Raw genomic sequence first — 24,023 nt, forward strand, 5'->3', positions numbered from 1 at the left:
TTTAGAGCTTGTGAGCGGAGGCGGGGCATGCCAGACTGACGCCGTCCGCTAATTGCAAAGAACCTTTCCAGTTAGCTTCCCCGGCTGAGGCGTTTGGCCTCTTTGTGCTGCATTCGTCCGATCACTTGAGGGAAGATGCTCGCCGTCACACCGGCCAATCCGCTCTCGCTCGGACAGGAACGGCTCTGGTTCCTGCACGAGCTCAACCCCGACGACGCGTCGTACAACATCTGTGTGACCGAACGGCTCGTCGGGGATCTCGACGTGGCCGCGCTGCAGCGGGCACTTGACAATGTCGTCAGACGGCACGAGGTGTTGCGGACGCGGTATCCGGCCGTCGACGGCCGTCCGGTCGCGCTGGTCGAAGACCGCACCCTCCCCCTCGAACGCGTCTCCGGCGTGCCGCTGGCCGACCTGACGAACCGGCCCTTCGACCTCGCGAACGGGCCCGTCGTCAGGGCCTGTCTGACCGACGACCAGACGCTCGTCATCGTGCTGCACCACATCGCCGGCGACGGCTGGTCTCTCGGGCTCCTGTACGACGAGATCGCCACCCTCTACGCCGGCGGCGACCTGCCTGACCTGCCGATGCAGTACGGCGAGCACGCCCGCAGGCAGCGTGAGCAGCCGATCGACACCTCCTTCTGGCGTGACCGGCTCGACCGGGTGCCGGTGCTCGACCTGCCCACCGACCTGCCCCGGCCGAGGGTCCGCACCTCGAAGGGCGCGGTCGTCGCCCGCAGGCTGCCCCGGGAGCTCACCGACCAGGTGAACGCGCTCGCCCGCAAGGAGCGCGTCACCCTGTTCATGCTGCTCATGGCGGCCTTCCAGACCCAGCTGCACCGCTACACGACGGCGACCGACTTCGCCGTGGGCACCCCCGTCGCGGCCCGGCCCGACGAGGACGTCGAGAAGCTCATCGGGTTCTTCCTCAACACGGTCGTGCTCCGCGCCGACCTGAGCGGAGATCCGACCTTCCGGGAACTGCTGAAGCGCACCCGCCGGACCGCGATCGACGCCTTCACCCACGCGGAGACGCCGTTCGACCGGGTGGTGCAGGACCTCGGCGTGGCCCGCGACCTGAGCCGCACCCCCGTCTTCCAGGCCCAGTTCAGCATGCGCAGCGAAGCCGGGACCCGCCTCCACCTCGACGGACTCGTCGCCGAACCGGTCGACCCCGATTTTCACCAGGCGAAGTTCGACCTGTCGCTGGAGATCACCCCGACCGGCGACGGCCTGGACGCCTTCTTCGTCTACTCGGCCGACCTGTTCCACCGCGAGACGGTCGAACGGTTCGCGGCCAACTTCGAGACGCTGCTGCGCTCGATCGTCGCCGACCCCGGGCAGCCGGTCTCCCGCCTCGATCTCGTCTCGCCTGCCGAGAGGGAACTGCTCGACGGGTGGTCGGCGGCCCCCGGCGAGCCGGTCACGCCCGCGCAGGAGACCCTCGCCGAGGTCCTCTCCACCCGGTCGCCCGACAGGGTGGCGATCCGGCACGGAGACGACGCGATCACGTACCGGACGCTGCACCGCCGGGTCGCGGGCACCGCGCGGGCGCTGCGGGAGCGGGGCGTCGGCCCGGGTGTCCGGGTGGCGGTCTGCATGGAGCAGTCGATCGACCTGGCCGTCGCGCTGCTCGCGGTGCTGAAGGCGGGCGGGGCCTACGTGCCGATCGACCCCGAGTATCCCGAAGAGCGCCGCGCCTTCATGATCGAGGACTCCGGCGCGGCGGTCGTGCTCACTGAGGTCGGCGACGCCGAGGCCGACGACGTCGAGCCGCTCGGCGACGGCGACGACCTCGCCTACGTCATCTACACCTCGGGCTCGACCGGGCGGCCGAAGGGCGTCGCGGTGCGCAACCGCGAGATCCTCCGCTACCTGGCCGACGCGAGACAGCGCTTCGACGTGGCCGACGAGGCCGAATACGCCCTCCTCCAGTCGCTCGCCTTCGACTTCGGCATCACCATCCTCTACCTGTGCCTGAGTACCGGCGGCACCCTGCACCTGCTGCCCGCGCGCATCTCCGGCCCCGAACTCGCCGGGCACATGCGCGGCATCGACTACGTGAAGCTCACCCCCTCGCACCTCGGCGCTCTGGCCGCCGACACCGACGACGTCGCCGACCTCCTGCCGCGCCGGCTGCTCATCTTCGGCGGCGAGGGGTCGAGCTGGGAGTTCGCCCGCGACCTCGCGAGACGGGTCCCGGTCGTCAACCACTACGGCCCGACCGAGGCCATCGTCGGCGTCTCCACCTACCCCGTCTCCCCCGACGTGACCCCGACGGGCCCGATCACCCCGATCGGGAAGCCGCTGGGTCATTCGGTCCTGTACGTCCTGGACCCGCACCTCGCGCAGGTCCCGGCGGGCGTGGCGGGCGAACTGTGCATCGGCGGCCGGCTGGCCCGCGAGTACCTGGGCCGCCCCGACCTGACCGCCGAGAAGTTCGTCGACCACCCGCTGTACGGCCGCCTCTACCGGTCGGGCGACCTGGCCCGCTGGCTCCCGACCGGAGACCTGGAGTTCCTGGGCCGCCGCGACCTCCAGGTCAAGATCCGCGGCTACCGGGTCGAACTCGGCGAGATCGACGAGGCGCTGCGCCTCGTGCCCGGCGTCTCCCACGCCGTCACCGACGCCCGCGACGGTGAACTGGTCGGCTACGTCGTCGCCGACCCCCGGCCCGCGATCGGCGACCTGCGCAGGACGCTGGCCGAGCGGCTGCCGGAGTACATGGTCCCGACCCGCTGGGTGTTCCTCGACGAGCTCCCGCTGAAGGGCCACGGCAAGGTCGACCGGGCGGCCCTGCCCGCGCCCGAGGACACGCGATCCGAGGACGTCCCGTTCGAACCGCCGGCCGACGCCTGGGAGGAAGCCGTCGCCGCCGCCTGGTGCCAGGTGCTGGGGCTGCGGCAGGTGGGCGTCCTGGACGACTTCTTCGACCTGGGCGGCCACTCCCTGCTCGCGGTGCGCGTCGTGGCGAAGCTGCGCACGACCCTGCCCGAGGGGTCGTCGCCGATCGCCCTGATGGACCTGTTCCAGCACCCGACCGTACGCGCCCTCGCCGCCGTCGCCCGGTCGGCGTCCGGCCCGAGGCCGCTGCTCTACCGCCTGACCGGGCCGGGCGCCAAGGCCCTGGTGTGCGTCCCCTACGGCGGTGGCAGCGCGGTCGTGTACCAGCCGCTCGCCGACGCCCTGCCGGCGGAATGGGAGCTGTGGTCGGTCGCCGTCCCGGGCCACGACCTGGGCCTGGCCGAGGATCCGCTGCCCCTCGAAGAGGTGGCCCGCCGCTGCGTCGAGGAGATCCTGCGCATCGAGGCCCCCGTCACCCTTTACGGCCACTGCGGCGTCGGCGGCGCCCTGACCGTCGAGATCGCCCGCCGTCTGGAGGCGGCCGGACGCGCGGTCGACACCGTCTTCCTCGGCGGCATCTTCCCGTTCGCCCGCCCCACCAAGGGCGTGCTCGGGCGCTGGGCGAGACTGGCGCGGCTGGAGCGGTTCCGCAGCGACAAGGGCCAGCTCAACTGGCTCACCGCGCTCGGCGCCGACCTGTCGGACCTGGACGACGCCCAGAAGGCGTTCGTCATCGGGAACATGCGCCACGACGCCCGCGCCGCCGAGGACTACTTCACCGCCCTGATGGACAGCGGCGCGCCCAAGCTGAAGGCGCCGATCGTGTCCGTCGTCGGCGAGTACGACCCCGCGACGGACTACTACGAGGAACGCTTCGCCGAGTGGGGCTTCATCGCGGAGCGGACCCGGCTGGTCGTCCTGGACGAGGCGGGCCACTACTTCCTGAAATATCGCCCGGAGGAGCTGGCCGAGATCGTCACGGCCACGACCCCTGACCCCGCTTGGGGCGCGAGCGACCCTGACCTCGTCTCGCGCCCCGACGCGGTTCCGGCCGGGCCGCCGCCCTCGGTCACCCGCTTCCTGCTGGTGGCCTTCGGGCAGATGGTGTGCCTGGCCGGGTCGACGCTGACCGAGTTCGCGCTGCCCCTCTGGGTCTACCTCCAGCACCAGTCGATGACCCAGCTGGCCGTCCTCCAGGTGCTGGCCGTCATCCCCGGCGTGCTGGCCGCGCCGCTGGCGGGGGCGCTGGTCGACCGGTCGTCCAAGCGCGGCGTGATGATCGGCGGCAACGCGGCGGCCCTGGCCGTCCAGACCGCGACGGGCGTCCTCGTCTGGACCGGGAACCTGCACGTCTGGACCCTGTACATCCTGCTGCCGCTGCTGTCGGTCGCGCTGACCACGCAGCGGCTGGCCTTCACGGCGGCCGTGCCGCAGCTGGTCCCCAAGCGCTATCTCGGCCACGCCAACGGCATCGCCCAGATGGCGCTCGGCATGGCCCAGTTCGTCGCGCCGCTCGCGGCCGTCGGCCTGATGGCGGTCTGGGGCCTGCACGGCATTCTCGTCCTGGACGTCGTCGGGCACGTCTTCACCATCGTCGTGCTGGCCCTGGTGGCCTTCCCGGCCGCGCTGGCGCTGCGCCGCCGGGAGACGGTCGGCCGGGAGATCGCCGAAGGGTTCAAGATCTCGTTCGGCAACCCCTACTTCCGGGCGATGGTCGTCTTCTTCGCGTTCCTGTCGCTCGGGCTGTCGCCGGTCTTCATGATGTACTCGCCGCTGGTGCTGGAGTTCGGCACCGTCCAGGAGGCGGGCGTCATCGCCCTGGTGGCCGGGTCGGGCGCCGTCGCGGGCGGCCTCACGATGGGCCTGTGGGGCGGCCCGTCCAGGCGCCGGATGCGCGGCATGCTGCTCCTCACGTTGATCATCGCCGTGTCGTGCGGCGTCGTGGCGCTCCGCGACGACCTGGTCGTCATCGGCGTCGGCGCGTTCGGCGTCAGCTTCGGCCTGGCCCTGGTCAACGGCGTCTACAACACGATCATCCAGGTCAAGGTCCCGCAGCGGTTCCACGGCCGGGTGTTCGCGCTCAACCAGATGGTCGCCTGGTCGACCATCCCCATCGGCGTCGGGATCATCGCCCCCGTGGGCACCGGGCTCCTCGGCGACGTCTCCCTGATGTACGCCGTCTTCGCCGGATTCATCCTGCTGGTCGTGGCCGGGGCGCTGCTCACCAGGAGGCTGGCCCGGTTCGACGACGCGGTCCCCGACGCCACCCCCGACGACCTGGTCGGGCTGGAACGGAAGGTGCGCAATGAAGGAAAGACTGGCCGAACTGGTGTCGGAGTCGTGTGACGGCGAGCTCACCCCGGCCGACGTGCTGGCGGCGACCGTGCCGCTGGCCTATCTCGGCGTGACCTCGCTGGCGCAGATGCGGCTCATCGACGCCGTCGAACGCGAATACGGCGTCGAGGTCGACCTGAGCGGCGACGTGACGTTCCTCGACAGCGTCGACGGGCTGGCGGCCTGGGTCGAGGCCGCCCGGTCACCGGCATGACCCCGGAAATGACGGAGCGGGCCGCCTTCTCGGGCGGGCGTACGGGGACGGCGTCGTTCACGTGGGGTCAGCGCGCGATCTGGGAGGCGATCGAGCGCACCCGGCCGGACGACCACTACTTCAACTTCGGCCGGGTGCTGCCGCTCGGGGCGCGCCCGGCGTCGGTGTCGTCGGCGCTGTGGGCGCTGGGCCGCCTGGTCGAACGGCACGAGTCGCTGCGCACGCTGGTCGGCGACGGTGGCCAGCTGCTCAGGGCGAACGGGGAGCTGAGCGTCCGGACCGGCGACGATCCCCAGGCCCTGCTGGCCGAGATGGCGGCGACCGCGTTCGACTACGCGCACGAGTGGCCGCTGCGCGCCGGGCTGGTGCTCTCCCCCGACGGCGCGGTCACCCATCTGGTACTGGTGTTCTGCCACCTGGCCGCCGACGGCCTGGGCGCCGAGCAGGCCATCCGCGACCTGCGCCTGCTGCTCCTGCGCGGCGGCGCGCCCGCGTCCCGGCCGCCGCAGCCGATGGACATCGCGCGCTGGCAGGAGTCGGCGGCCGGCCGCCGGGTGGCCGGCGAGGCGGCGGCGTACTGGGAGGAGGCGCACCGCAGGATCCCGCCGACGATGTTCCACGTGCCGTCGGGGGCCGGGGAGTCGCCGCCCGTGTGGCGGGCGTCGCTGCGCTCCCCCGCCGTCGACCTGGCCGCGCAGCGGATCGCGGTCCGGCACGGTACGAGCACCTCGACGGTCCTGCTGACGGCGGTGACCGCGCTGGTGTCGGAGATGACGGGGCACGAGACGGTGGCGATGCTGCCGATCGTGGGGAACCGGTTCCGGGCCGACACCCGGACGGCGGTGACCACGATGTCGCAGGAGGGGCTGTTCGTTCTGGACGTGGAGAAGGTGCGGTTCGACGAGCTGCTGAGCCTGGCGGGGCCGGCGGCGCTGCGGGCGTACCGGAGCGCCTACCACGACCCCGCCGACCGGTCTGCGGCCCTCGACAGGGTGGCGGCCGAGCGGGGCACGGTCGTGCATCCGTGGTGCTGCTTCAACGACATGCGCTTCGCCGACAACCCCGTCTACCGCGACGAGGCGCTGATCCGCCGGGCGCTCGGCGAGAGCGCGCTCAGCTGGCCGATGTCGCAGGACCAGCTGAACTGCCGGTTCTGCGTCCACCTGAGCGGAACCATGGACGTGTCGGTGACCGCCGACACCCGCTGGCTGTCCAAGGCCGACATGGAGCGCTTCCTGTACGGGCTGGAGACGATGCTGGTCGAAGCGGCGCTGCGGTGATCGCCTACGCGGAGGCGACCTCGTGCCCCCAGGGCCGCCCGCTGACCTTCCGGCTGGGCGGCGACAGCGGCGTCCACATCCACGACGCCACCACGGGCGCCCACGTGCTGACGACCCGCGCCACCGGCCCGCGCTGGACGCTCGCGATCCCGGAGCACTGGCCGAGCTCCCTCTACCGCGCCCACTTCACCGACGCCCCCTCGTCGGAGGTGCCGAGGGCGACGGGCGAGCTGCCCGGCACCGGCGTCTCCGGCGACGACGAGGTCTACTTCGTCGTGACGGCGGCCGGCCCGAAGAAGGACGTCCTTGTGTCCATCCCGTTCGGCACCTGGCAGGCCTACAACCGCGCCGGGGTCCCCGGCGAGGGCCTCTACTGGACGGAGGACCCGTCGCGGGCCGTCGAAGTGACCTTCGACCGGCCGGGCGGCGGCCCGCCTCCCGAACGCTGGGAGGACGGCTTCCTGCGCTGGCTCCGCCCGGCGGGCTTCGACGCCGACTTCTGCGACGGCCTCGACCTGTCGCCCTCGTTGCTGGACGGCTACCGCCTCTTGGTCGTCAACGGCCACGACGAGTACTGGACCCGCGAGATGCGCGACGCCTGCGAGGAGTTCGTGCGGCGCGGCGGCAACATGGCGATCTTCGCCGGCAACACCGCCTGGTGGCAGGCCCGCCTGGAGGGCCGCACCCTGGTCTGCCACCGCGACCCCTTCACCGACCCGGTCGACGACCCGGCGCTGGTCACCGCCGAGTGGTCGACCGTCGGCCGCCCCGAGAACACGCTGACGGGCGTGTCGTTCCGAGCGGGCGCGGGCACCTGGGGCCCGTCGATGCCGCTGATGAACGAGGAGTCGTACGTCACCCGCTTCGCCGGCCACTGGGTCTTCGAGGGCACCGGCCTGACCGAGGGCGACAAGTTCGCCCAGGGAGCCCTGGGCTACGAGACCGACGCGGCCGAGTTCGTCGAGGTGGGCGGCGTCCCGAGGGTGACCTCGCGCGACGGCACCCCGCCGTCGTTCACCGTGCTCGCCACCGCCGACCTGCGCCACTGGCGCAGCGGCGGCCAGGGCGGCTGGGCGACCATGGGCGTCTTCACCTCGGGCCGCGGCACCGTCTTCAACGCCGCCACGGTCAACTGGGGCAACACCCTCCACGACCCGGTCGTCGACCGCATCACCCGCAACGTGCTGACCCGCCTCAGCTCGGCCTACGACGGCTGGGACGCGATCGGCGAGCCGTCCGACATCCGCGCGCTGGCCGCCGACGCCCGCGTCCTCTACGGCGTGACCTCCGACGGCGCGCTGATGAGCCGCGAACTGTGCGCCCAGAACCTTCCCTGGCGCCCCATCGGCTGGGCCGGCGACGTGACCTGCCTCGACACTCCGCGCGAGGCGGCCGGCACCCGCGGCGTCCTGCTGTACGGCGTGACCGCCGACGGCGTCCTGCGCTCCCGCGCGGCCGTGGAGGTCCCGGCCCTCTGGCAGGACGAGGCCCGCTGCCCGGAGGGGACCGTGGCCCTGGCGATCGCCGACTGCACGTTCTGGGTCGCGACCGCGGCGGGCCGCCTGTGGGCGATGCCCTTCACCGGCGACGAATGGCTGGACCGAGGAGAGTGCGACGCGATCGCGATGAGCGGCATGAACGGCCGCCTCTACGCCCTGACGAGCACGGGAGAACTGGTCACCCGCCGCCCGGACACGACGGATGACTGGCACCCGGCCGGCGACCTCCCGAAGGGCACGACGACGTTCACCGCGCACGCGGGCCGCCTGGTCGCCACCACCCCAGGTGAGCCGCTGCGGTGGCGAGAAGCCCGACGGGCGCGGAATCCCTGACCCGCCACCCGTGCAAACGGAGAACCGGCGAAGCAGGTGGAACCTTGGGCTTGCTCTTGCACACACCTGATTGCATCGAATGCCCTCTCGTGATTGCGTGTGTGAAAGAGAGAGCTATTTCGAAATAAGCGGTCTCTCGAATCGTCGATCCCAGGCAGACCATCGTCAAACCGGTTGAGGTGAGCCGCACCCAGAAATGTTCACGACATTGGCCGCAAGTCGAGAAACGACGAAACGAGGAGACGATCCACATGGTGGAGATCTTCAATCAGCGTATCGACGGCGGAGCCCTGGAACAGGACCCCGACTACCACTTCACCGTCACCTACAAAGCGTCGTTCGACCCACAGGAATTGGGCGACACCTTCCACGAATTCGTCAGGCTCTGCGAGGAGGACGACGTCTCTGGTGACGACTTCATCACGGCACAGGGTCCCGCAGGGAACGTGTTCTCGCCCGGCGTTCTTCCGCAACAGAACGACAACCGCCCTGGACACCAGGGCATGAAGGTCGTCGACCGACGCCTCGGCTTCGTCCTCTCAAGGGAGGTCGCGGACACGGAAACCGGCCACGAGGAGATCTACGCCGACATCTGGCTGCGTTCGTCCGGGAATTTGCAGAGTACCGGATGGCCGGGGTCGGACAGCGGAAAAGCGACGACCAACGTCGGCGACTTCAATCCCTAGCACAAGGGATGGAAAGGGCCGAATCCGGCCTCGGCCCTTTCCAGGGAAATCGCACGCTCTCGTCCACAGGCGACCGCATGACCACAATCGCTCAGACTCACGGTGTGAATCCACTTGAGCTCATCGGCCTTCCCCGCCTGATGGCCAGGACCGGCGGAGAAGGCGCCACGAGAATCGGGCTCATCGACGGACCGGTTCTGGCCACTCACCCGGGGCTGGCCGGCGCGAACCTCGAATTGCCCGCTCGGCTGTCGACGGCGCGCGATATAGCGTCCCATCACGCGACAGCCGTCGCCGGCGTCCTTGTCGGTCGACGCGACTCCGGCGCCCCGGGCGTCTGTCCGGGCGCCACCTTGGTGAGCCATCCGATTTTCGCTCCCGCCCCGTCACATTCCGGTGGCACGACCACCGCCCGGCAGGACGTCCTCGCGGCCGCGATCGTGGAGATGGCCGACGCCGGGACGCGGATCCTCAATCTGAGCCTGACGCTGTCTCCGCGTAGCCACGACGCCCATCGCATCCTGCAGAGGGCTCTCGATCACGCGGCCGCGCGAGGCCTGATCGTCGTGGCCGCCGCGGGTGACCACGGGACGATCGGCGGCTCGGTCATCACCCGCCATCAGTCGGTCATCCCGGTCGTCGCCTACGGCCTTCACGGGCACCCTGCGGCGAACGCGAATACCGGGCCGACGATCGGCCGCCGCGGAGTGGGCGCGACCGGCGCCGGAATGGTCAGCCTCGGAGCGGACGGGGGACTACGTCCTTTCGGCGGATCGAGCGCCGCCGCGGCCCTGGTCACCGGTGTCATCGCCCTGTTGTGGTCGGAATTTCCCGACGCGACGCACGCGGACCTGGTCCACGCGGTCACCGGGTCCACGTCCCGCCGTTCCTCTGTGGTGCCGCCGCTGGTCAACGCTTGGACGGCTTACCAGACGTTGCGCACGAGACGTGATCGACAAGGAGGCGCACATCATGGCCGATCAGGACAGGCCCCGCATGGCGGGCGATGACGAGAAGCCGGCCGAGCCGACGTCGGCCCGCGTGCGGCTTCCCGGATTCGTCAACGACGAGGACATCGGGCTGGGCGACGTCGTGAAACGCGTTTCCCGGGCCACCGGCATACGACCGTGTCGCGGCTGCGGACAGCGGGCCGAAACGCTCAACCGCTGGCTTGTGTTCTCCGGCAGGAGCGGATCGCGACGACGAGAGGTCTGAGCACCGATCGATGGGAAACGGCCCTATGAACGAGAACGAGCAACTGTCCGTGCAGCCCGCCTCAACGGAATCGCCGTCTCACGACACGATGCCCGGTCCGGTGCCGGCGGAAAAGGAACCGCACACCTGCACGACCTGCGGTCACGGTCCGGAGAAACTCGCGGCCACCGGTCAGGGCGGTGACCCCGTCTCACCCTACGTATACGCACTCGGCAGAATCGAACCGCGTATGCCGAGCCTCGGCGTGGAAAAGGAATTCGCGCAGGCGACCGGGCGCGCCGAGACCACCGACATGACCGACCGCCAAGCGCTGCACGCAGTGCTTTCCGCACCACAGAATCGCTATCTGATCCGCCAGCTCTGCTATGTGCTCACTGTTCAGGGGCTCGACACGTACCTGCTGCGCCCCCGCGACTCCGGAGACCTTTCCCAGCTCGTGGAAGCCCTGGCTGAGGCACCGCGGTCGACGGACCTGCATGCGGTGATCGGGCTGCGAGGACCTCTCGCGCCGCCCGACGCCTGCAACGGGCTGATGCTGCCGATGGTGGCGTTCGACCAGATCTATGCCTTCAACGCCGGCTCGCTCGTCCAGTCTCTGCCCAAGCCGGAGGGAATCGGGGAGGAACAGTTCAGGGCCGCAGCGGAGGAGTTGTTCGAGAGGGTGATTCAGATCACCGACAACGCCGGTGCGTACGACGAGCACCGTGCGGTCAATTATGTGGCGTTGCGATATCCCAGCGTCTATGCGAAGTGCGCGGCGGCGCACGCCTCCGGCGCCACGCTGTCGGCCATCGAAACCCGTCCGTCCCGGCTGAGCGGGATGCGCAGGATTCTGGACGTCATCTTCTCGTTCACCGACCGGAGAACCGACGTCACGGAGAAATTCTTCGTCCGGGTGGACGTGGAAGAGGAGTTTCCATACCTGACCACCAAGTTGTCCCCGTACTACGACCGATAGCGCAGCCGGGAGGTGCGGCGTCATGGTAATGCCAGCCGCTACGGCGGAGAGTTCGCTCTACCAGACCAGGGGGCGATACCGCGCCTCCGCGGGCGGTCACGGCACCGAGGGCCACGTCCTGCCCGCGGACTGCGTGGACGACTGCATGCGAGAGTGCATGGACTCAGGCGGAGAGCGATACGAATGTCAGCCGATGTGCCAGATCTCGTGCAGTTCGCCGCCGCCTCCGCCCTGTGATTCGTTCTGGGTCGATGGAAAGGAGTACTGCTGCTATAGAGGCACCGACCGGTGTGTCGGCGAGCTGCGTCCTGACGGGGGACGAAACGTCTCCTGCCTGCAAGATGGCATGTCGTGCTGCGACGGCATCGCCTACTGGCGGGACACGTCGATCTGCCGCAACGGCGTCGTGGAGAACTGCTGGCCGGGGACGCCCTGCGCACCGTTCGGGTGCTGTAAGCCCAACGAGAGATGCACCTACGAGGGGTGCGTCCCGCTGAGCGAACTCTGCCCGCCCTCGGGCCGACGGTGCAAGCCCGATGAGGCGTGCACGAACGAGGGGTGCGTCCCGCGGAGCGAGGTCTGCCAGGCGTCAGGTCGACGCTGCAAGCCCGACGAGGTGTGCACGCAGGAGAACGGCTGCTGCCCGAAGGACCACGCCACACCGCTGCGCACACGCTGCTGCGGGCAGCGCACTCCTTGTCCCGACAGCGGGGAGACCTGCTGCGACGTGTGCTGCGAGGGCAAAGCCTGCTGCAACCACCCCGGATCGTGCGACCAACGCATCGTCGTCAGAGGAGAACCAGGTGTGCCTTTCTGCAGGGTCTGACGCGGCCGCGGAAGGCTGAGGTCGGGGATCGAGCGGGCGTCGCCCGCATGGCCGACGCCCGTGGTCCCCGTCCGCGCGGGTCAGAGCTCGACCGGACCGTATAGGGCCGCCGCGCGCCCCCGGGTCATCGCCCAGTAGCGGTCGCCGTAGGACCAGTGCCACCACTCCGTCGGATAGTTGACCAGCCCGACCGCCTCCAGCGCCGTCGCCAAGACCTTGCGGTTCTGCATCGCCTCCGCCGAGATGTCGGTGGAGGCGGTGTAGCAGGCCCCGTCACTCTGCTCGGGGGTGGCGTTGACCTCGGTCCCCATGTCGAGTTCGACGCCGTCGTCGTCGCACAGCGTCAGGTCGACGGCGGCGCCGGCCGTGTGGGGCGCGACCTCGACGGGCGAGACGAAGCGGCTGGCCGCCACGTACAGCTCGTCACCCGACATATCCGGAAATGTCGTGCGCAACGTCTCCCGGTACTCCTCGAACCACTTCCGCTGCAACGACACCGGCCGATAGCCCTCGACCACCACGAGGTGCACGCCCAGCGGCAGCACCACCCGCCGCAGCCGCTCGGCGACCCCCTCGCGCAGGTGCGCGAACGCACCGGCCGGGTCGGCCAAGCGGAGGTCGACGCGCAGGAAAGCGCGGACGTCGACGAGCGGCTCAAGGCAATCGATCACCGGTATGGAGGTCACCCGGGGGTCGGAGATCAGAATGACGTCACCCATATCGTCAGACCGTATCCGAGAAGACCTGCTCCCTCGCCTCCTCCAGGGCGGCCACCAGCGCCCCCCGGAGCACCGGATTGCCCTCCACCTCGGTCACCGCCACCCTCGGCCGTGAGGGGCAGACGCGCGCCACCTCGTCCTCCACCCGGGCCGCCAGTTCGCGGCCGCCGGCCCGTCCGACGTCGCCCGACAGGACGATGAGCCCCGGGTCGAGCACCACCGCCACGGCCGCGACCCCGACGGCCAGCCGGCCGGCGAGCTCGTCGAGGAAGCTCCCGTTCCCCTCGGCGACCGCCTTGGCGACCAGCTCGGCCACGGGCGCCTCCCCCGGCCCCATCCCGTGGGCCACCGCCATCCCGTGCAGGGCGTCCCCGCCGACCAGGCGCTGGAAGGAGCCCGACTGCGGGTCGCGTACATCGGAGGGAAGGGGCTCGCCCGGCACCGGCAGCCAGCCGATCTCGCCCGCGCCGCCGGTGATGCCCCGGTGCAGCCGGCCGCCGAGCATGACGCCGAGGCCCTGGCCTATCCCGGCCCACATCATGACGAAGTCGTCGAGGCCGCGCGCCGCGCCGTGGGCCTGTTCGGCCAGGGCGGCGAGGTTGACGTCGTTCTCTATGCGTACCGCCCGGCCCAGGTCGGCGCGGAGCTCGGCCAGCACGCCGAAGTGCCACGCGGGCAGGTCGAAGGAGTAGCGCACGTCCCCGCTGCGGGGGTCGACCACGCCGCGCGTGCCGATCACCAGGCCGCTGAGCTGGTCGAGGACGATCCCGGCGCACTCACAGGCGCGGAAGAGGGCGTTGTGCACCAGCTTGACGGGATCACGCGCCTCGCTGGGGTCGACGGTCACCTCGGCGATGGCCCGTCCGGTGATGTCGGCGACGCCGGCGGTGACGCTGTCGGGCGAGACCTCCAGCCCGGCGACGTACGCCGATTCGGGATTGACCGCGTAGAGGGCCGCGTTCGGGCCGCGCCCGCCGGCCCGTTCGCCGGCCGTCGTGACCAATCCGCGATCTTCCAGGCGGGCCAGCAACTGGCCCGAGGTGACCTTGCTCAATCCGGTCAGTTCGCCCAGCTCAGCCCGGGTGAGCGGGCCCTGCAGGAGAAGGAGCTCCAGGGCCGATCTGTCGTTGATCTGCCGGAGCAGCCGGGGCGTGCCGGGACGTCGGGCCACCGCTGTCCCCCTTCTCGTCACGATCCGCTAACGCGGGTTTTTTTTAAGAAAGTTTCTTGTTAGTTTAACGGCAGTCACCCCATAGGCAAGCGATCAAGCCTCTGAGGTGCCACAAACGCCGACCGTCAGCAACCCCAAGGTGCACGGCCCGCCGACACCTCGACTTGCCTAGACGAGAAGCCGGGAAGGGAGAACCCCCAACGTGAAGATCGTGAAGATCGCCGGCGTAACCGCCGCCCTCGCCCTGGGTGTCGCCGCTTGTGGTGGTGGCGAGACCACCGAATCGGCCCCCGCCGCCACTGCCGCCGAATCGGCTCCCGCCGCCTCGGGTCCCAAGTTCGCCGGTCAGACGCTGACGATGTGGCGTCTCGGTGACTCAAACCCGCCGGCCCAGGCCTACATGGACGACCTGAACGCCGAGTTCCAGAAGGTGACCGGCGCCACGGTCAAGCTCGAGTGGATCCCGTGGCCGCAGGTGAACGACAAGTTCACCGCCGCCGCCGCGGGCGGTGCCGGCCCCGACGTCACCGAGATCGGCAACGACCAGGTGCCGCTGTGGGTCAGCCAGGAGGCGCTGAGCCCGATCACCGCCCTCACCAGCGCCGGCGACCAGGCCCAGATCCCGAAGAACCTCTTCGGCCTGGAGACCATCGACGGCGAGGTCTACGCCGTGCCGTGGGGCGCCGGCACCCGCGCGGTCCTCTACCGCAAGGACTGGTTCGAGGACCTCAAGATCGAGGTGCCGAAGACCTGGGACGAGGTCGTCGCCGCGGCGAAGAAGATCCAGGATGAGAAGGGCTCGGACGTCGACGGCTTCGCCTTCAACGGCGGCTCCGACGCCAACCACCTCCTCGGCGCCATGGCCTGGTCCGAGGGCGGCGACTACGCCGTCAAGGAAGGCGACAAGTGGGTGGGCAAGCTCACCGACCCGACCTTCAAGGCCGGCTTCGAGACGTACACGGGCCTGGTGACCGGCGGTCTGTCGGGCAAGTCGCGGCTGACCCAGAACACCACGGACATCCGCACCCGCTTCGCCAACGACAAGGTCGGCATGTACCTGACCGCGTCGTGGGACATCCCCGGCATCGAGCAGGACTCCAAGGGCAAGGTGAAGGCCGACCAGCTGGCCTTCTTCCCGCTCCCCGCCAAGACCGGCGGTGAGGCCCCGGCGTTCTTCGGCGGCAACGACATCGCCGTCTGGGGCACCACCAAGAACGCCGAGCTCGCGGCGGAGTACATCAAGCTCGCCACGAGCAAGCAGTGGGCCGACCGTTACGCCAAGGACGGCGGTCTGCTCCCGGTCTACCCGGACACCCTGGCCTCGCTGGCCAGCGACCCGGTCCAGGCCCCGTTCGCGGCGGCGTTCGCCAAGGCCCGGTCCTTCCCGGCCGACCCGAACTGGACCGAGGCGGGCGAGACCAAGGCGGTGCTGCAGAACGCGGCCCGCTCGGTCATCGAGGGCAAGGCCTCGGCCGATGAGGCGCTCGCGACGGCCAACAAGGAACTCGAAGACATCCTCAACCAGTAGCGACGATGACCGACACGTCGATCGCCCGCCGCTCTCACCGTCCGCAGAAGGCCTCCGGCCTTAACCCGAAGCTCATCCCGTACGTCCTGCTGATCCCCGGTGTCCTGGTGATGGCGGCGCTGCTGCTCTATCCCATGATCCAGGCCGGGATCATGTCCTTCCAGAAGGTCGGGATCCCGCAGATCCGGGACGTCAACCCCCGGCCGGCCGACTGGGTGGGCTGGGAGAACTACACCAAGATCTTCGAGAACGACATCTTCTGGTCGGCTCTCCGCAACACCCTCGTCTTCGCCTTCGTGGCCGTCTCGCTCACCCTGATCGTGGGTACGGGCGTCGGGGTGCTGCTCCAGCAGCTCAGCAAGCGCGTGTCGACCGTGCTGATCGTCGCCATCATGTTCGCGTGGGCGGTTCCGCCGGTCGCGCAGGGCGTGATCTGGCGCTGGCTGTTCGACGCCGAGGCCGGCATCGTCAACTGGGCGCTCAACCTGCTGCCCGACTTCCTGTCCAACGCCCTCTTCGGGCGGGCCGACTGGACCGGCGTCCCCTGGCTCAACGAGGCCTACACCGTCTACATCGCGCTGATCATGACGGTCGTCTGGGCGTCGTTCCCGTTCGTCGCGGTCTCGGTCCTGGCCGGGCTCAAGAGCATTCCGAACGAGCTCTACGAGGCCGCCCGAGTCGACGGGTCGTCCCCCTGGCGGACCTTCCGGTCGGTCACCTATCCGCTGCTCAAGCCGGTCTTCGCGGTCCTGACGATCCTGTCGATCATCTGGGACTTCAAGGTCTTCTCGCAGCTGTACGTGCTCCTGAACGGCCCGACCAACCGCCTGGCGTTCAACCTGTCGATGTTCTCGTACGCGGAGGCCTTCCGGCCGCCGCCCAAGATGGGTTCCGGCGCGGCCATCGCGGTCATCCTGACGATCATCCTGCTGATCGTCACCGCGTTCTACGTCCGCCAGATGATCAAGTCGGAGGAGGTGCAGTGACCACTCTGACGAACCCGCAGGTCAGGCGGGCGCGCGACTCGGCCAGGACCCGCAAGAAGCTGCGCAAGGCCGCCCTCAACGCCACCGCCGCGGTGGTGTTCGTCCTCGCGATGTTCCCCGTGTACTGGATGGTCTCGACCGGGTTCAAGACCAACGACCAGATCTTCACCACGGAGTTCATCCCGTTCCCGACGAGCTTCACCTTCGAGCACTTCGACCGGGTGCTGAGCGAGGGCGTGGCGGGCAACTCCATCTGGCTCTACCTGCGCAACAGCGCGATCGTCGCCCTCGGCACGGTCGCGGTGGGCGCGGTGTTCTCGCTGCTGGCCGCCACGGCCGTCTCCCGATTCCGGTTCCGGGGCCGCACCTCCTTCCTCATCACCCTGCTGATCGTGCAGATGGTGCCGGCGGAGGCGCTGCTCATCCCGCTGTTCCTCAGCGTCAAGCGGCTGGGCCTGTACGACCAGCTGCTCGGCCTCATCGTCGTCAACGTCGGCCTGACCCTGCCCTTCGGCATCTGGATGCTGCGCACCTTCGTGGCGGCCGTGCCGAAGTCGCTGGAGGAGGCCGCGTGGATCGACGGCGCGAGCCGGTTCACCACGTTCTGGAAGGTGCTCTTCCCGCTCGTCGCGCCTGGCCTCGTGGCGACCAGCATCTTCAGCTTCATCACCGCGTGGAACGAGCTGATCTTCGCGCTGGTGCTGATGAGCGACCCGTCGGGTTACACGATGCCCGTGGCGTTGCAGTACTTCTTCGGCCAGCGGGGCACCGACTGGGGCGCCATCATGGCCAGCTCCACCCTGATGACGATCCCCGTCATCGTGTTCTTCCTCCTGGTGCAGCGACGCATGGTCTCCGGCCTCGTCGCAGGCGCCGTCAAGGGCTGACCAGCCCACTTCCTGTCTCCAAGGCAGATTCGCAGCGCGAGCCACGGCCGGCCTCCGGCCGTCCGCGTCTCGCTTCCCTGAGCGGGTACGGCCCCGGGACCCGGGGTCGTACCTTCCCATGTCCATGATCGGAGTCATGAGTTCCCATGCCTGGAGTACCCGCGAGCCACAGCGATCGGGGGCTGCGCCGTCTCGCGGCCGGCACGCTGCTCGTGACCTTCCGGGGCCTGACCGCGCCTGACTGGGTGCTGGACGGGCTGTCCGGAGGTCTCGGCGGCGTCTGCCTCTTCGGCTTCAACGTCGAAGGCCCCGACCAGGTCGCCACCCTCACGTCGAGCCTGACGAACGCCGGCGATCCGGTGATCTCGCTCGACGAGGAGGGCGGCGACGTCACCCGGCTCGCCTACCACGTCGGCAGCGAATATCCGGGCAACGCGGCCCTGGGCGCCGTCGACGACGTCGACCTGACCGAGCGGGTCTACCGCTCGATCGCGGGCGACCTCGTGAAGGCCGGCGTGAACCTCGACATGGCCCCGTCGGCCGACGTGAACACCGCCGACGACAACCCGGTGATCGGCACCCGCTCCTTCGGCGCCGACCCGGCGCTCGTGTCCCGCCACACCGTCGCCGCCGTGCGCGGCCTGCAGTCGCTCGGCGTGGCCGCCTGCGTGAAGCACTTCCCCGGCCACGGCGCGACCACCGAGGACTCCCACCTGTCCATCCCGGTCGTGGACGCCTCCCTGGAGCTCCTGCGCGAGCGCGAGCTGGCCCCGTTCCGGGCCGCGATCGAGGCCGGCACCCGGTCGATCATGACCGCCCACGTGGCCGTCCCCGCGCTGACCGGCGACACCCCGGCCACCCTCAGCCCGAGGGCGCTGACCACGCTGCTGCGGGGCGAGTTGGGCTACGACGGCGTGGTCGTCACCGACGCCCTCGACATGCACGCCATCACCAAGAGCGTGGGCCTGGGCGGCGGCGCGGTCCTCTCCCTCAAGGCGGGCGCCGACCTGCTGTGCATGGGCTCGATCCCCACGTACGAGGAGACCGAGGGCGTCATCACCGCCATCGTGGCGGCGGTCCGGGCGGGCGACCTCCCGGTCGAGCGCCTAGAGGAGGCCGTCGCCCGTGCCCAGAGCCTGCGCGACTGGGCCCGCGAGACCCGGGGCCAGCACACCGAGGACACCGTCGTCGGCCTGCAGGCGGCCCGCCGCGCCGTCCGGATCAGCGGGGCCACCCTGCCCCTCAGGAACCCGTTCGTGGTCGAGATCGACACCCCGCCCACGATCGCCGTCGGCGACGTGCCGTGGGGCGTCGCGCCGTGGCTGCCCGAAGCTGAGATCGTCCGCGTCAAGCCGGAGGACGCCCGGGCCACCGACCTGCTCACCCGGGCCCGCGGCCGATCGCTGGTCGTGGTCGTCAAGGACGCCCACCGCTACCCCGCCAGCCGCGAACTGGTGACCGAACTCGTCTCGGCCCGCCCTGACAGCGTCGTCATGGAGATGGGCCTGCCGATCTGGCGGCCCGACCACGGCGTACACATCGCCACCTACGGCGCCGCGCGCGCCAACGCCCAGGCGGCGGTCGAACTCCTCACCGCCTGACCCCGAAGGTCGCCGCCCCGGCCATCGCGCGCCGGGGCGGCCAGGCCGCTACGAGGTGAAGATCTCTTCGCGGGCCTGTTCCAGGGCCGCGATCACCGCGCCGCGCAGCACCGGGTTGCCGGGCACCTCGGAGGTCACGACCTGCGGCCTGATCGGGCAGATGCGGGCCACCGCCTGTTCGACCCGCCCGGTCAGGGACACGCCCCCGGCCAGCCCGACCTCTCCGGCCAGCACGACCAGCCCCGGGTCGAGCACCACGCACACCGACGCCACCCCGAGCGCGAGCCGGGAGGCGATCTCGTCGAGCAGCCGGTCGCCCTGGTCGCCGGCGTCGACGGCGGCGGTCACGCACTCGGCCGCCGTGGCCCCTTCGAACCCCAGGTCACGGGCCAGGTCGAGCACCGCCACGGAGCTCACCAGCGACTGCAGGCCGCCCGCGAGCGAGGGCAGCCGCCCCGGCTCCGACCGGACGTCTTCGGCCAGCGGCACCCCGGGCACCGGCAGGTAGCCGATCTCGCCCGCGCTGCCCGAGCGACCCCGGTGCAGCCGCCCGCCGAGCACGACCGCGAGGCCGATGCCGCGCCCGACCCACAGCAGCACGAAGTCGTCGGCCCGCCGTGCCGCGCCCTTCGACCGTTCGGCGATGGCGGCGAGGTTCACGTCGTTCTCGATGCGCACCGACCGCTTCAGGTCGCGCGCCAGCGCCTCGTGGATGCCCTCGTGCCAGTGGGGCAGGTCGAAGGAGAACTGCACGTCGCCGGTGCGCGGGTCGACCACACCGGGCGTGCCGATCACGACGCCCTTCAGCCGCGACAGCGCGACCTTGGCCGACCGGCAGGCCTTCACGACCGCGTTGTGGACCATCGAGACGGGGTCGTCGGCGCCGTTCGGCGTCGCGGTGACCTCGGCCACCACGTCGCCCTTGATGTCGGCGATGGCCGCGGTGACGTGCTCGGGCCCGACGTCGAGCCCCGCCACATAGGCGCACGAGGCGATCACGCCGTAGAGGGCGGCGTTGGGCCCCCGGTTCCCGGCCTGCTCACCGACGACCTCGACGAGCCCCCGCTCCTCGAGCCGCGACAGCGTCTGGGAGGCGGTCACCTTCGACAGACCGGTCAGGTCACCGATCTGGCCGCGCGTCAGCGGCCCGGAGGCCAGCAGAAGTTCGAGGGCGGCCCGGTCGTTGATCTCCCGGAGCAACCTGGGCACGCCAGGACGTCGCTCCATGCTCCTGCTTTCTATGATCGCCCCCGCGAAAACTGTCAACAAACTTTTCCGGCCAGCTTAGCGACTATACGGGCTCCCGGAAATCGACCCTTGATACCGCTCCCACCCGGACGAAAGGATCAATTCATGCGTCCCGTAGCGGCAGTGACTCTGGGTCTGCTCCTCCTCATGGACGCCGTGCGCGTCCTGCTCCCCTCCCTGATCACCATCTACGGCCGGGCCGGCGACACCCCGCCGGAGCAGCTGGGCCTGTTCGCCGCCCTGTGGTTCGTCCTGCCGCTGCTCGCCCTCCTCCTCCCGGCCCGGTGGGCGCTGCTGGGCGGCGGCGCCGTGCTGGCCGTGGGCCGCGTCGTGCTGCAGGCCACCGACGGCGGCTTACCCCAGCTCTACGTGAGCGCCGTGTCGGTCACCGCCGGCATCGTCTTCCTGTACGGCTCCGCGCAGCTCGTGACCCGGTCGCACGCCCGCCTGGCCCTCCCCCTCGGACTGGCCCTCTCCCCGGCCCTCCACCTGTCGATCGGCCACCTCGACCTGGTCTGGCGCGACGGGCTCCTGCCGTGGATCCCAACGGTGCTGGTCTGCGCCGCCTTCGCCTGGGCCGCGCTCGGCGTCACCGAGACGGCCGAACCCGCCCCGGGCCGGTTGTGGTTCGCCCTCGGCCCGGCGCTGCTGCTGGCGGGGATGTATCTGGGCCCGTCGGCGCTGATCGGCAACGGCGTCACGCCCGGCGACCGCCTCTGGCCGTCGCTGGCGCTGCTGGCGGCCCTGGCCGTGCTGGCGCTGGCCGGGACGGCGGGCCGTCCGGCCCAGCTCGCCCCCGTCCTGATGGTCGTCGCCGCCTGGATCGCCCACGACGACGGCCGACTCCAGGTGGCCACCCTGCCGATCTTCGTCCTGGGGCTGGGCTGGTGCCTGCGCGTGGCCGGAGACGGCCCGGCGGGCCGCCGTCCGGGAGGCGCGCTACTGGCCGGCATGATCGTCTTCTTCGTCGGCACGTTCGTCTACTACGCCGCCTACGACCTGGCCCTCGGCTTCGACAACGCCTACGTCGTGCTGGCCCTGGGTCTCGTGGTCGCCGCGACGGCCGTGCGGCTGCCCGACCTGCCCGGGACCCTCCCGGCGGTGGCGGCGGCCCTGGCCGTGCTCGCCCTGTGGGCCTTCCCCAAGCCGTCGGGCACCGACAGCCCCGGCCTGGCCGTCGCCCGCGACGAGTTCACCCTGATCACGTACAACATCAGAATGGGCTTCGGCCTGTCCGGCACCCTCGACCTCGACGAGATCGCCGACTGGGCCGCCTCCAAGAAGCCCGACGTCGTGCTGCTCAGCGAAGTCGACCGGGGCTGGTTCCTCAACGGCGGCCACGACGACCTCGACCGCATCGCCACCCGGCTCGGCATGCACTACAGCTTCGCCCCCGCCGCCGACGAGCTGTGGGGCGACGCCGTGCTGACCAACCTCCCGGTCCGCGACATCCAGTCGATGCCCCTAATCACGGCCGGATACCCGACCGGAGCACAGGCCCAGACGGTGACGGTGGAGGTCGGCGGCAGGCCGGTCGGCATCGTCAACACCCACCTTCAGGAGCCCGGACTCCAGAGCGCCGCGCTGCGCGCCGTGACGCCCCGCACGGCGGTGCTGGCGGGCGACCTCAACCTCACCCCGGACGATCCCGCGCTGGTGACGATGATGGAGAAGATCGGCCTGACCGACCCGCTGAAGGATTTCGGCGACCCGCCGACGTCTCCGGCCGATGATCCGGTCAAACGGATCGATCACGTGCTGCTCACCGAGGGGCTCACGGCCGTGTCCGCCGAGGTCCCCAGGGTGCCGTTCTCCGATCATCTGCCCGTCGTCGTGCGGATCCGCGTCAACTGAGTTGGGGGACCCAGGTCAACCAGTCCCAACCAGGCGGGATAATCGTTTACATGCGACTTTCTGCGCGTGTCGACTACGCCCTGCGGGCGGCGGCCGAGCTGGCCGCGTCCGGCGACGGCCCGACCACGGTGGGCGAACTCGCCAAGGGCCAGGAGATGCCGCCCAAATATCTGGAGAACATCCTGCTCCAGATGCGCCGGGCCGGGCTGGTCCGCGGCCAGCGAGGCCCCGAGGGCGGCTACGTCCTGGCCCGTCCCGCCAACCAGATCTCCCTGGCCGACGTGATCCGCGCGGTCGACGGCCCATTGGCCAACGTCCGCGGCGAACGCCCCGAACACGTGGGCTACACCGGCGCGGCCCAGGCCCTCCAGCAGGTCTGGATCGCCCTGCGGGCCAGCGAACGCGCCATCCTCGAAGAGGTCACCCTCGACCAGATCGCCACCGGCGACCTCCCGAAGCGGGTGACCGACCTCTCCGACGACCCCTCCGCCTGGGACTCCCCCAACGCCCCGGTCTGATGCCCGGGGAGCCCGCGCGGGAGGGCCTGACGCCCGGTGCCCGGATGTCACGAGGCCAGGCACCCGGAGGCCCTGCGCCCGGCGGTCTCCTGCCCGGTCGGCTGACCGCCGGGGGCGCAGATGCCTGAAGGCGACGCCGTCTACCGCACGGCCAAGCGCCTGCGGGCGGCGCTCGACGGCCGGGAGCTGACCCGGTCCGACTTCCGGGTGCCGCGCTACGCCACCGCCGACCTGCGGGGCCGGCGGGTGCTGACCACGGTGAGCCGGGGCAAGAACCTGCTCACCCGGGTCGAGGGCGGCGTGACCCTGCACACCCATCTGCGCATGGACGGCTCCTGGCGGGTCACCAGGGCGGGCACTCCGCTGCGGGGCGGCGACGTGGTCAGGGTCGTGCTGGCCAACAGTGTTTGGCAGGCCGCCGGCATCAAGCTGGGCGTGGTCGACCTGCTGCCGACCGCGAACGAGGACCAGGTCGTGGGGCATCTCGGCCCCGATCTGCTCGGCCCCGACTGGGACCCGGACAGGGCCGTCGCGAACCTGCTCGGGGATCCCGATCGCACGATCGGGGAGGCGCTGCTCGACCAGCGCAATCTGGCGGGAATCGGCACGATATGGCGTGCGGAGACGCTCTTCGTCTCCGGCGTCGGGCCGTGGCGGCGCACCGGGGACGTGGCGGATCTGGCGGGGCTGGCCGAAACGGCCCACCGCCTCTTGGTGGAGAACAAGAACGAACATGGACCGGTCACGACCGGCGACCCGAGACCGGGTCGTGCGCTGTTCGTCTACGGCAGGGCACACCTTCCCTGCCGCGTCTGCGGAACGATGATCGAACGTGGAGAGATGGGATCACAACCGCGTGAGCGGTTGATCTACTGGTGCCCGCGCTGCCAGCCGGGCTAGGCGGCCACCATGTCCTTGACTTCGGGGAAACCGTCGAACTCCGGCCCGGAGGGCACGGTCTCCGTGATGGGCAGGCGCTCACGCTCGGGCACGTCGGCCAAGACAGGCGCGTGCTGAAGCTCGGCGAGCGCGAACTGGTCGGAGACTTCCCGCAGCACCTGCGACAGCGGCACACCCAGGGCACCGCAGATCGAGGCGAGCAGCTCGGACGACGCCTCCTTCTGACCACGCTCCACCTCGGACAGATAGCCGAGGGAGACCCGTGCCAGCGTGGAGACTTCGCGCAGTGTGCGGCTCTGCCGCACCCGTAGCCGCCGCAGGACGTCGCCGAGAAGCTGACGCAGCAGGACCATCTGTCGCTCCCTTCCCGGCGCGGGAGCCGTCACGACGCTCCGCGCTTTCGGTTCATATCGCCCGTT

19 protein-coding genes are annotated in these 24,023 nt (G+C 70.5%); 15 read left to right on the forward strand and 4 right to left on the reverse strand.

The annotated features are described in order from the left end of the window. The first annotated feature begins 135 nt into the window (after window positions 1-135). From FDA94_RS11465 to FDA94_RS11500, 8 genes are all read left to right on the forward strand, one after another. Entirely contained in the window at window positions 136-5,193 is a 5,058-nt protein-coding gene (locus FDA94_RS11465) for a non-ribosomal peptide synthetase/MFS transporter (RefSeq protein WP_137247035.1), read from the forward strand. Further along, window positions 5,153-5,395 carry an acyl carrier protein gene (locus tag FDA94_RS11470; protein ID WP_061294331.1) on the forward strand — a complete coding sequence of 81 codons (243 nt, stop codon included), beginning with the start codon at window positions 5,153-5,155 and terminating at the stop codon, window positions 5,393-5,395. The genes FDA94_RS11465 and FDA94_RS11470 overlap by 41 nt, the downstream gene beginning before the upstream one ends. Window positions 5,396-5,403: 8 nt before the next feature. Continuing rightward, window positions 5,404-6,675, forward strand: coding sequence for a condensation domain-containing protein (locus FDA94_RS11475; RefSeq protein ID WP_212735276.1), 1,272 nt, complete (start codon window positions 5,404-5,406; stop codon window positions 6,673-6,675). Beyond that, the gene (locus FDA94_RS11480; protein WP_137247037.1) at window positions 6,672-8,507 is read left to right on the forward strand and encodes a N,N-dimethylformamidase beta subunit family domain-containing protein; all 1,836 of its coding nucleotides are present in this window, start codon (window positions 6,672-6,674) and stop codon (window positions 8,505-8,507) included. Before FDA94_RS11475 ends, FDA94_RS11480 begins: the two co-directional genes overlap by 4 nt. Window positions 8,508-8,758: 251 nt before the next feature. Continuing rightward, window positions 8,759-9,193 carry a hypothetical protein gene (locus FDA94_RS11485; RefSeq protein ID WP_137247038.1) on the forward strand — a complete coding sequence of 145 codons (435 nt, stop codon included), beginning with the start codon at window positions 8,759-8,761 and terminating at the stop codon, window positions 9,191-9,193. Window positions 9,194-9,297: 104 nt separating this feature from the next. Further along, window positions 9,298-10,203 (forward strand): S8 family peptidase, encoded by a 906-nt coding sequence (locus FDA94_RS11490; protein WP_137247067.1) that lies wholly within the window; start codon window positions 9,298-9,300, stop codon window positions 10,201-10,203. Beyond that, entirely contained in the window at window positions 10,166-10,408 is a 243-nt protein-coding gene (locus FDA94_RS11495; protein ID WP_212735277.1) for a hypothetical protein, read from the forward strand. Before FDA94_RS11490 ends, FDA94_RS11495 begins: the two co-directional genes overlap by 38 nt. Window positions 10,409-10,433: 25 nt before the next feature. After that, on the forward strand, window positions 10,434-11,366 hold the full coding sequence (locus FDA94_RS11500) for a cyanobactin maturation protease PatG family protein (protein ID WP_212735278.1): 933 nt from the start codon (window positions 10,434-10,436) through the stop codon (window positions 11,364-11,366). A gap of 906 nt (window positions 11,367-12,272) precedes the next feature. Here FDA94_RS11500 and FDA94_RS11505 read toward each other — a convergent pair. Next, window positions 12,273-12,911, reverse strand: a complete 639-nt coding sequence (locus tag FDA94_RS11505; protein WP_137247039.1) for a M15 family metallopeptidase — start codon at window positions 12,909-12,911, stop codon at window positions 12,273-12,275. 4 nt (window positions 12,912-12,915) lie between these two features. Beyond that, window positions 12,916-14,082, reverse strand: coding sequence for an ROK family transcriptional regulator (locus FDA94_RS11510; RefSeq protein WP_137247040.1), 1,167 nt, complete (start codon window positions 14,080-14,082; stop codon window positions 12,916-12,918). 202 nt (window positions 14,083-14,284) lie between these two features. Here FDA94_RS11510 and FDA94_RS11515 point away from each other — a divergent pair, with 202 nt between their 5' ends. The 4 genes from FDA94_RS11515 (at window position 14,285) to FDA94_RS11530 (ending at window position 19,084) form a co-directional block, all read left to right on the forward strand. Then, complete coding sequence (locus FDA94_RS11515; protein ID WP_137247041.1) at window positions 14,285-15,610, forward strand: extracellular solute-binding protein; 1,326 nt, start codon at window positions 14,285-14,287, stop codon at window positions 15,608-15,610. A 5-nt stretch (window positions 15,611-15,615) separates the two neighbouring features. After that, complete coding sequence (locus FDA94_RS11520) at window positions 15,616-16,596, forward strand: carbohydrate ABC transporter permease (protein WP_137247042.1); 981 nt, start codon at window positions 15,616-15,618, stop codon at window positions 16,594-16,596. Then, window positions 16,593-17,483: a carbohydrate ABC transporter permease gene (locus FDA94_RS11525; protein ID WP_246059768.1), complete on the forward strand. Its 891-nt coding sequence runs from the start codon at window positions 16,593-16,595 to the stop codon at window positions 17,481-17,483. Before FDA94_RS11520 ends, FDA94_RS11525 begins: the two co-directional genes overlap by 4 nt. A gap of 146 nt (window positions 17,484-17,629) precedes the next feature. After that, window positions 17,630-19,084, forward strand: coding sequence for a glycoside hydrolase family 3 protein (locus FDA94_RS11530; RefSeq protein WP_137247043.1), 1,455 nt, complete (start codon window positions 17,630-17,632; stop codon window positions 19,082-19,084). Window positions 19,085-19,132: 48 nt separating this feature from the next. Here FDA94_RS11530 and FDA94_RS11535 read toward each other — a convergent pair whose 3' ends face one another. Beyond that, on the reverse strand, window positions 19,133-20,311 hold the full coding sequence (locus FDA94_RS11535; RefSeq protein ID WP_137247044.1) for an ROK family transcriptional regulator: 1,179 nt from the start codon (window positions 20,309-20,311) through the stop codon (window positions 19,133-19,135). 126 nt (window positions 20,312-20,437) lie between these two features. On the opposite strand from FDA94_RS11535, the gene FDA94_RS11540 reads away from it, so the two are divergent. The 3 genes from FDA94_RS11540 (at window position 20,438) to FDA94_RS11550 (ending at window position 23,604) form a co-directional block, all read left to right on the forward strand. Beyond that, window positions 20,438-22,186: an endonuclease/exonuclease/phosphatase family protein gene (locus FDA94_RS11540; RefSeq protein ID WP_170990888.1), complete on the forward strand. Its 1,749-nt coding sequence runs from the start codon at window positions 20,438-20,440 to the stop codon at window positions 22,184-22,186. A 50-nt stretch (window positions 22,187-22,236) separates the two neighbouring features. Further along, window positions 22,237-22,704 (forward strand): RrF2 family transcriptional regulator, encoded by a 468-nt coding sequence (locus tag FDA94_RS11545; RefSeq protein ID WP_062340711.1) that lies wholly within the window; start codon window positions 22,237-22,239, stop codon window positions 22,702-22,704. A gap of 120 nt (window positions 22,705-22,824) precedes the next feature. Continuing rightward, complete coding sequence (locus FDA94_RS11550) at window positions 22,825-23,604, forward strand: DNA-formamidopyrimidine glycosylase family protein (RefSeq protein ID WP_137247046.1); 780 nt, start codon at window positions 22,825-22,827, stop codon at window positions 23,602-23,604. Here the strand turns inward: FDA94_RS11550 and FDA94_RS11555 are convergent. Beyond that, the gene (locus FDA94_RS11555; RefSeq protein WP_030450836.1) at window positions 23,601-23,957 is read right to left on the reverse strand and encodes a helix-turn-helix domain-containing protein; all 357 of its coding nucleotides are present in this window, start codon (window positions 23,955-23,957) and stop codon (window positions 23,601-23,603) included. The genes FDA94_RS11550 and FDA94_RS11555 overlap by 4 nt on opposite strands. Window positions 23,958-24,023: the final 66 nt, after the last annotated feature.

It is taken from the genome of Herbidospora galbida, assembly GCF_005233835.1.
GTDB classification, from domain to species: domain Bacteria; phylum Actinomycetota; class Actinomycetes; order Streptosporangiales; family Streptosporangiaceae; genus Herbidospora; species Herbidospora galbida.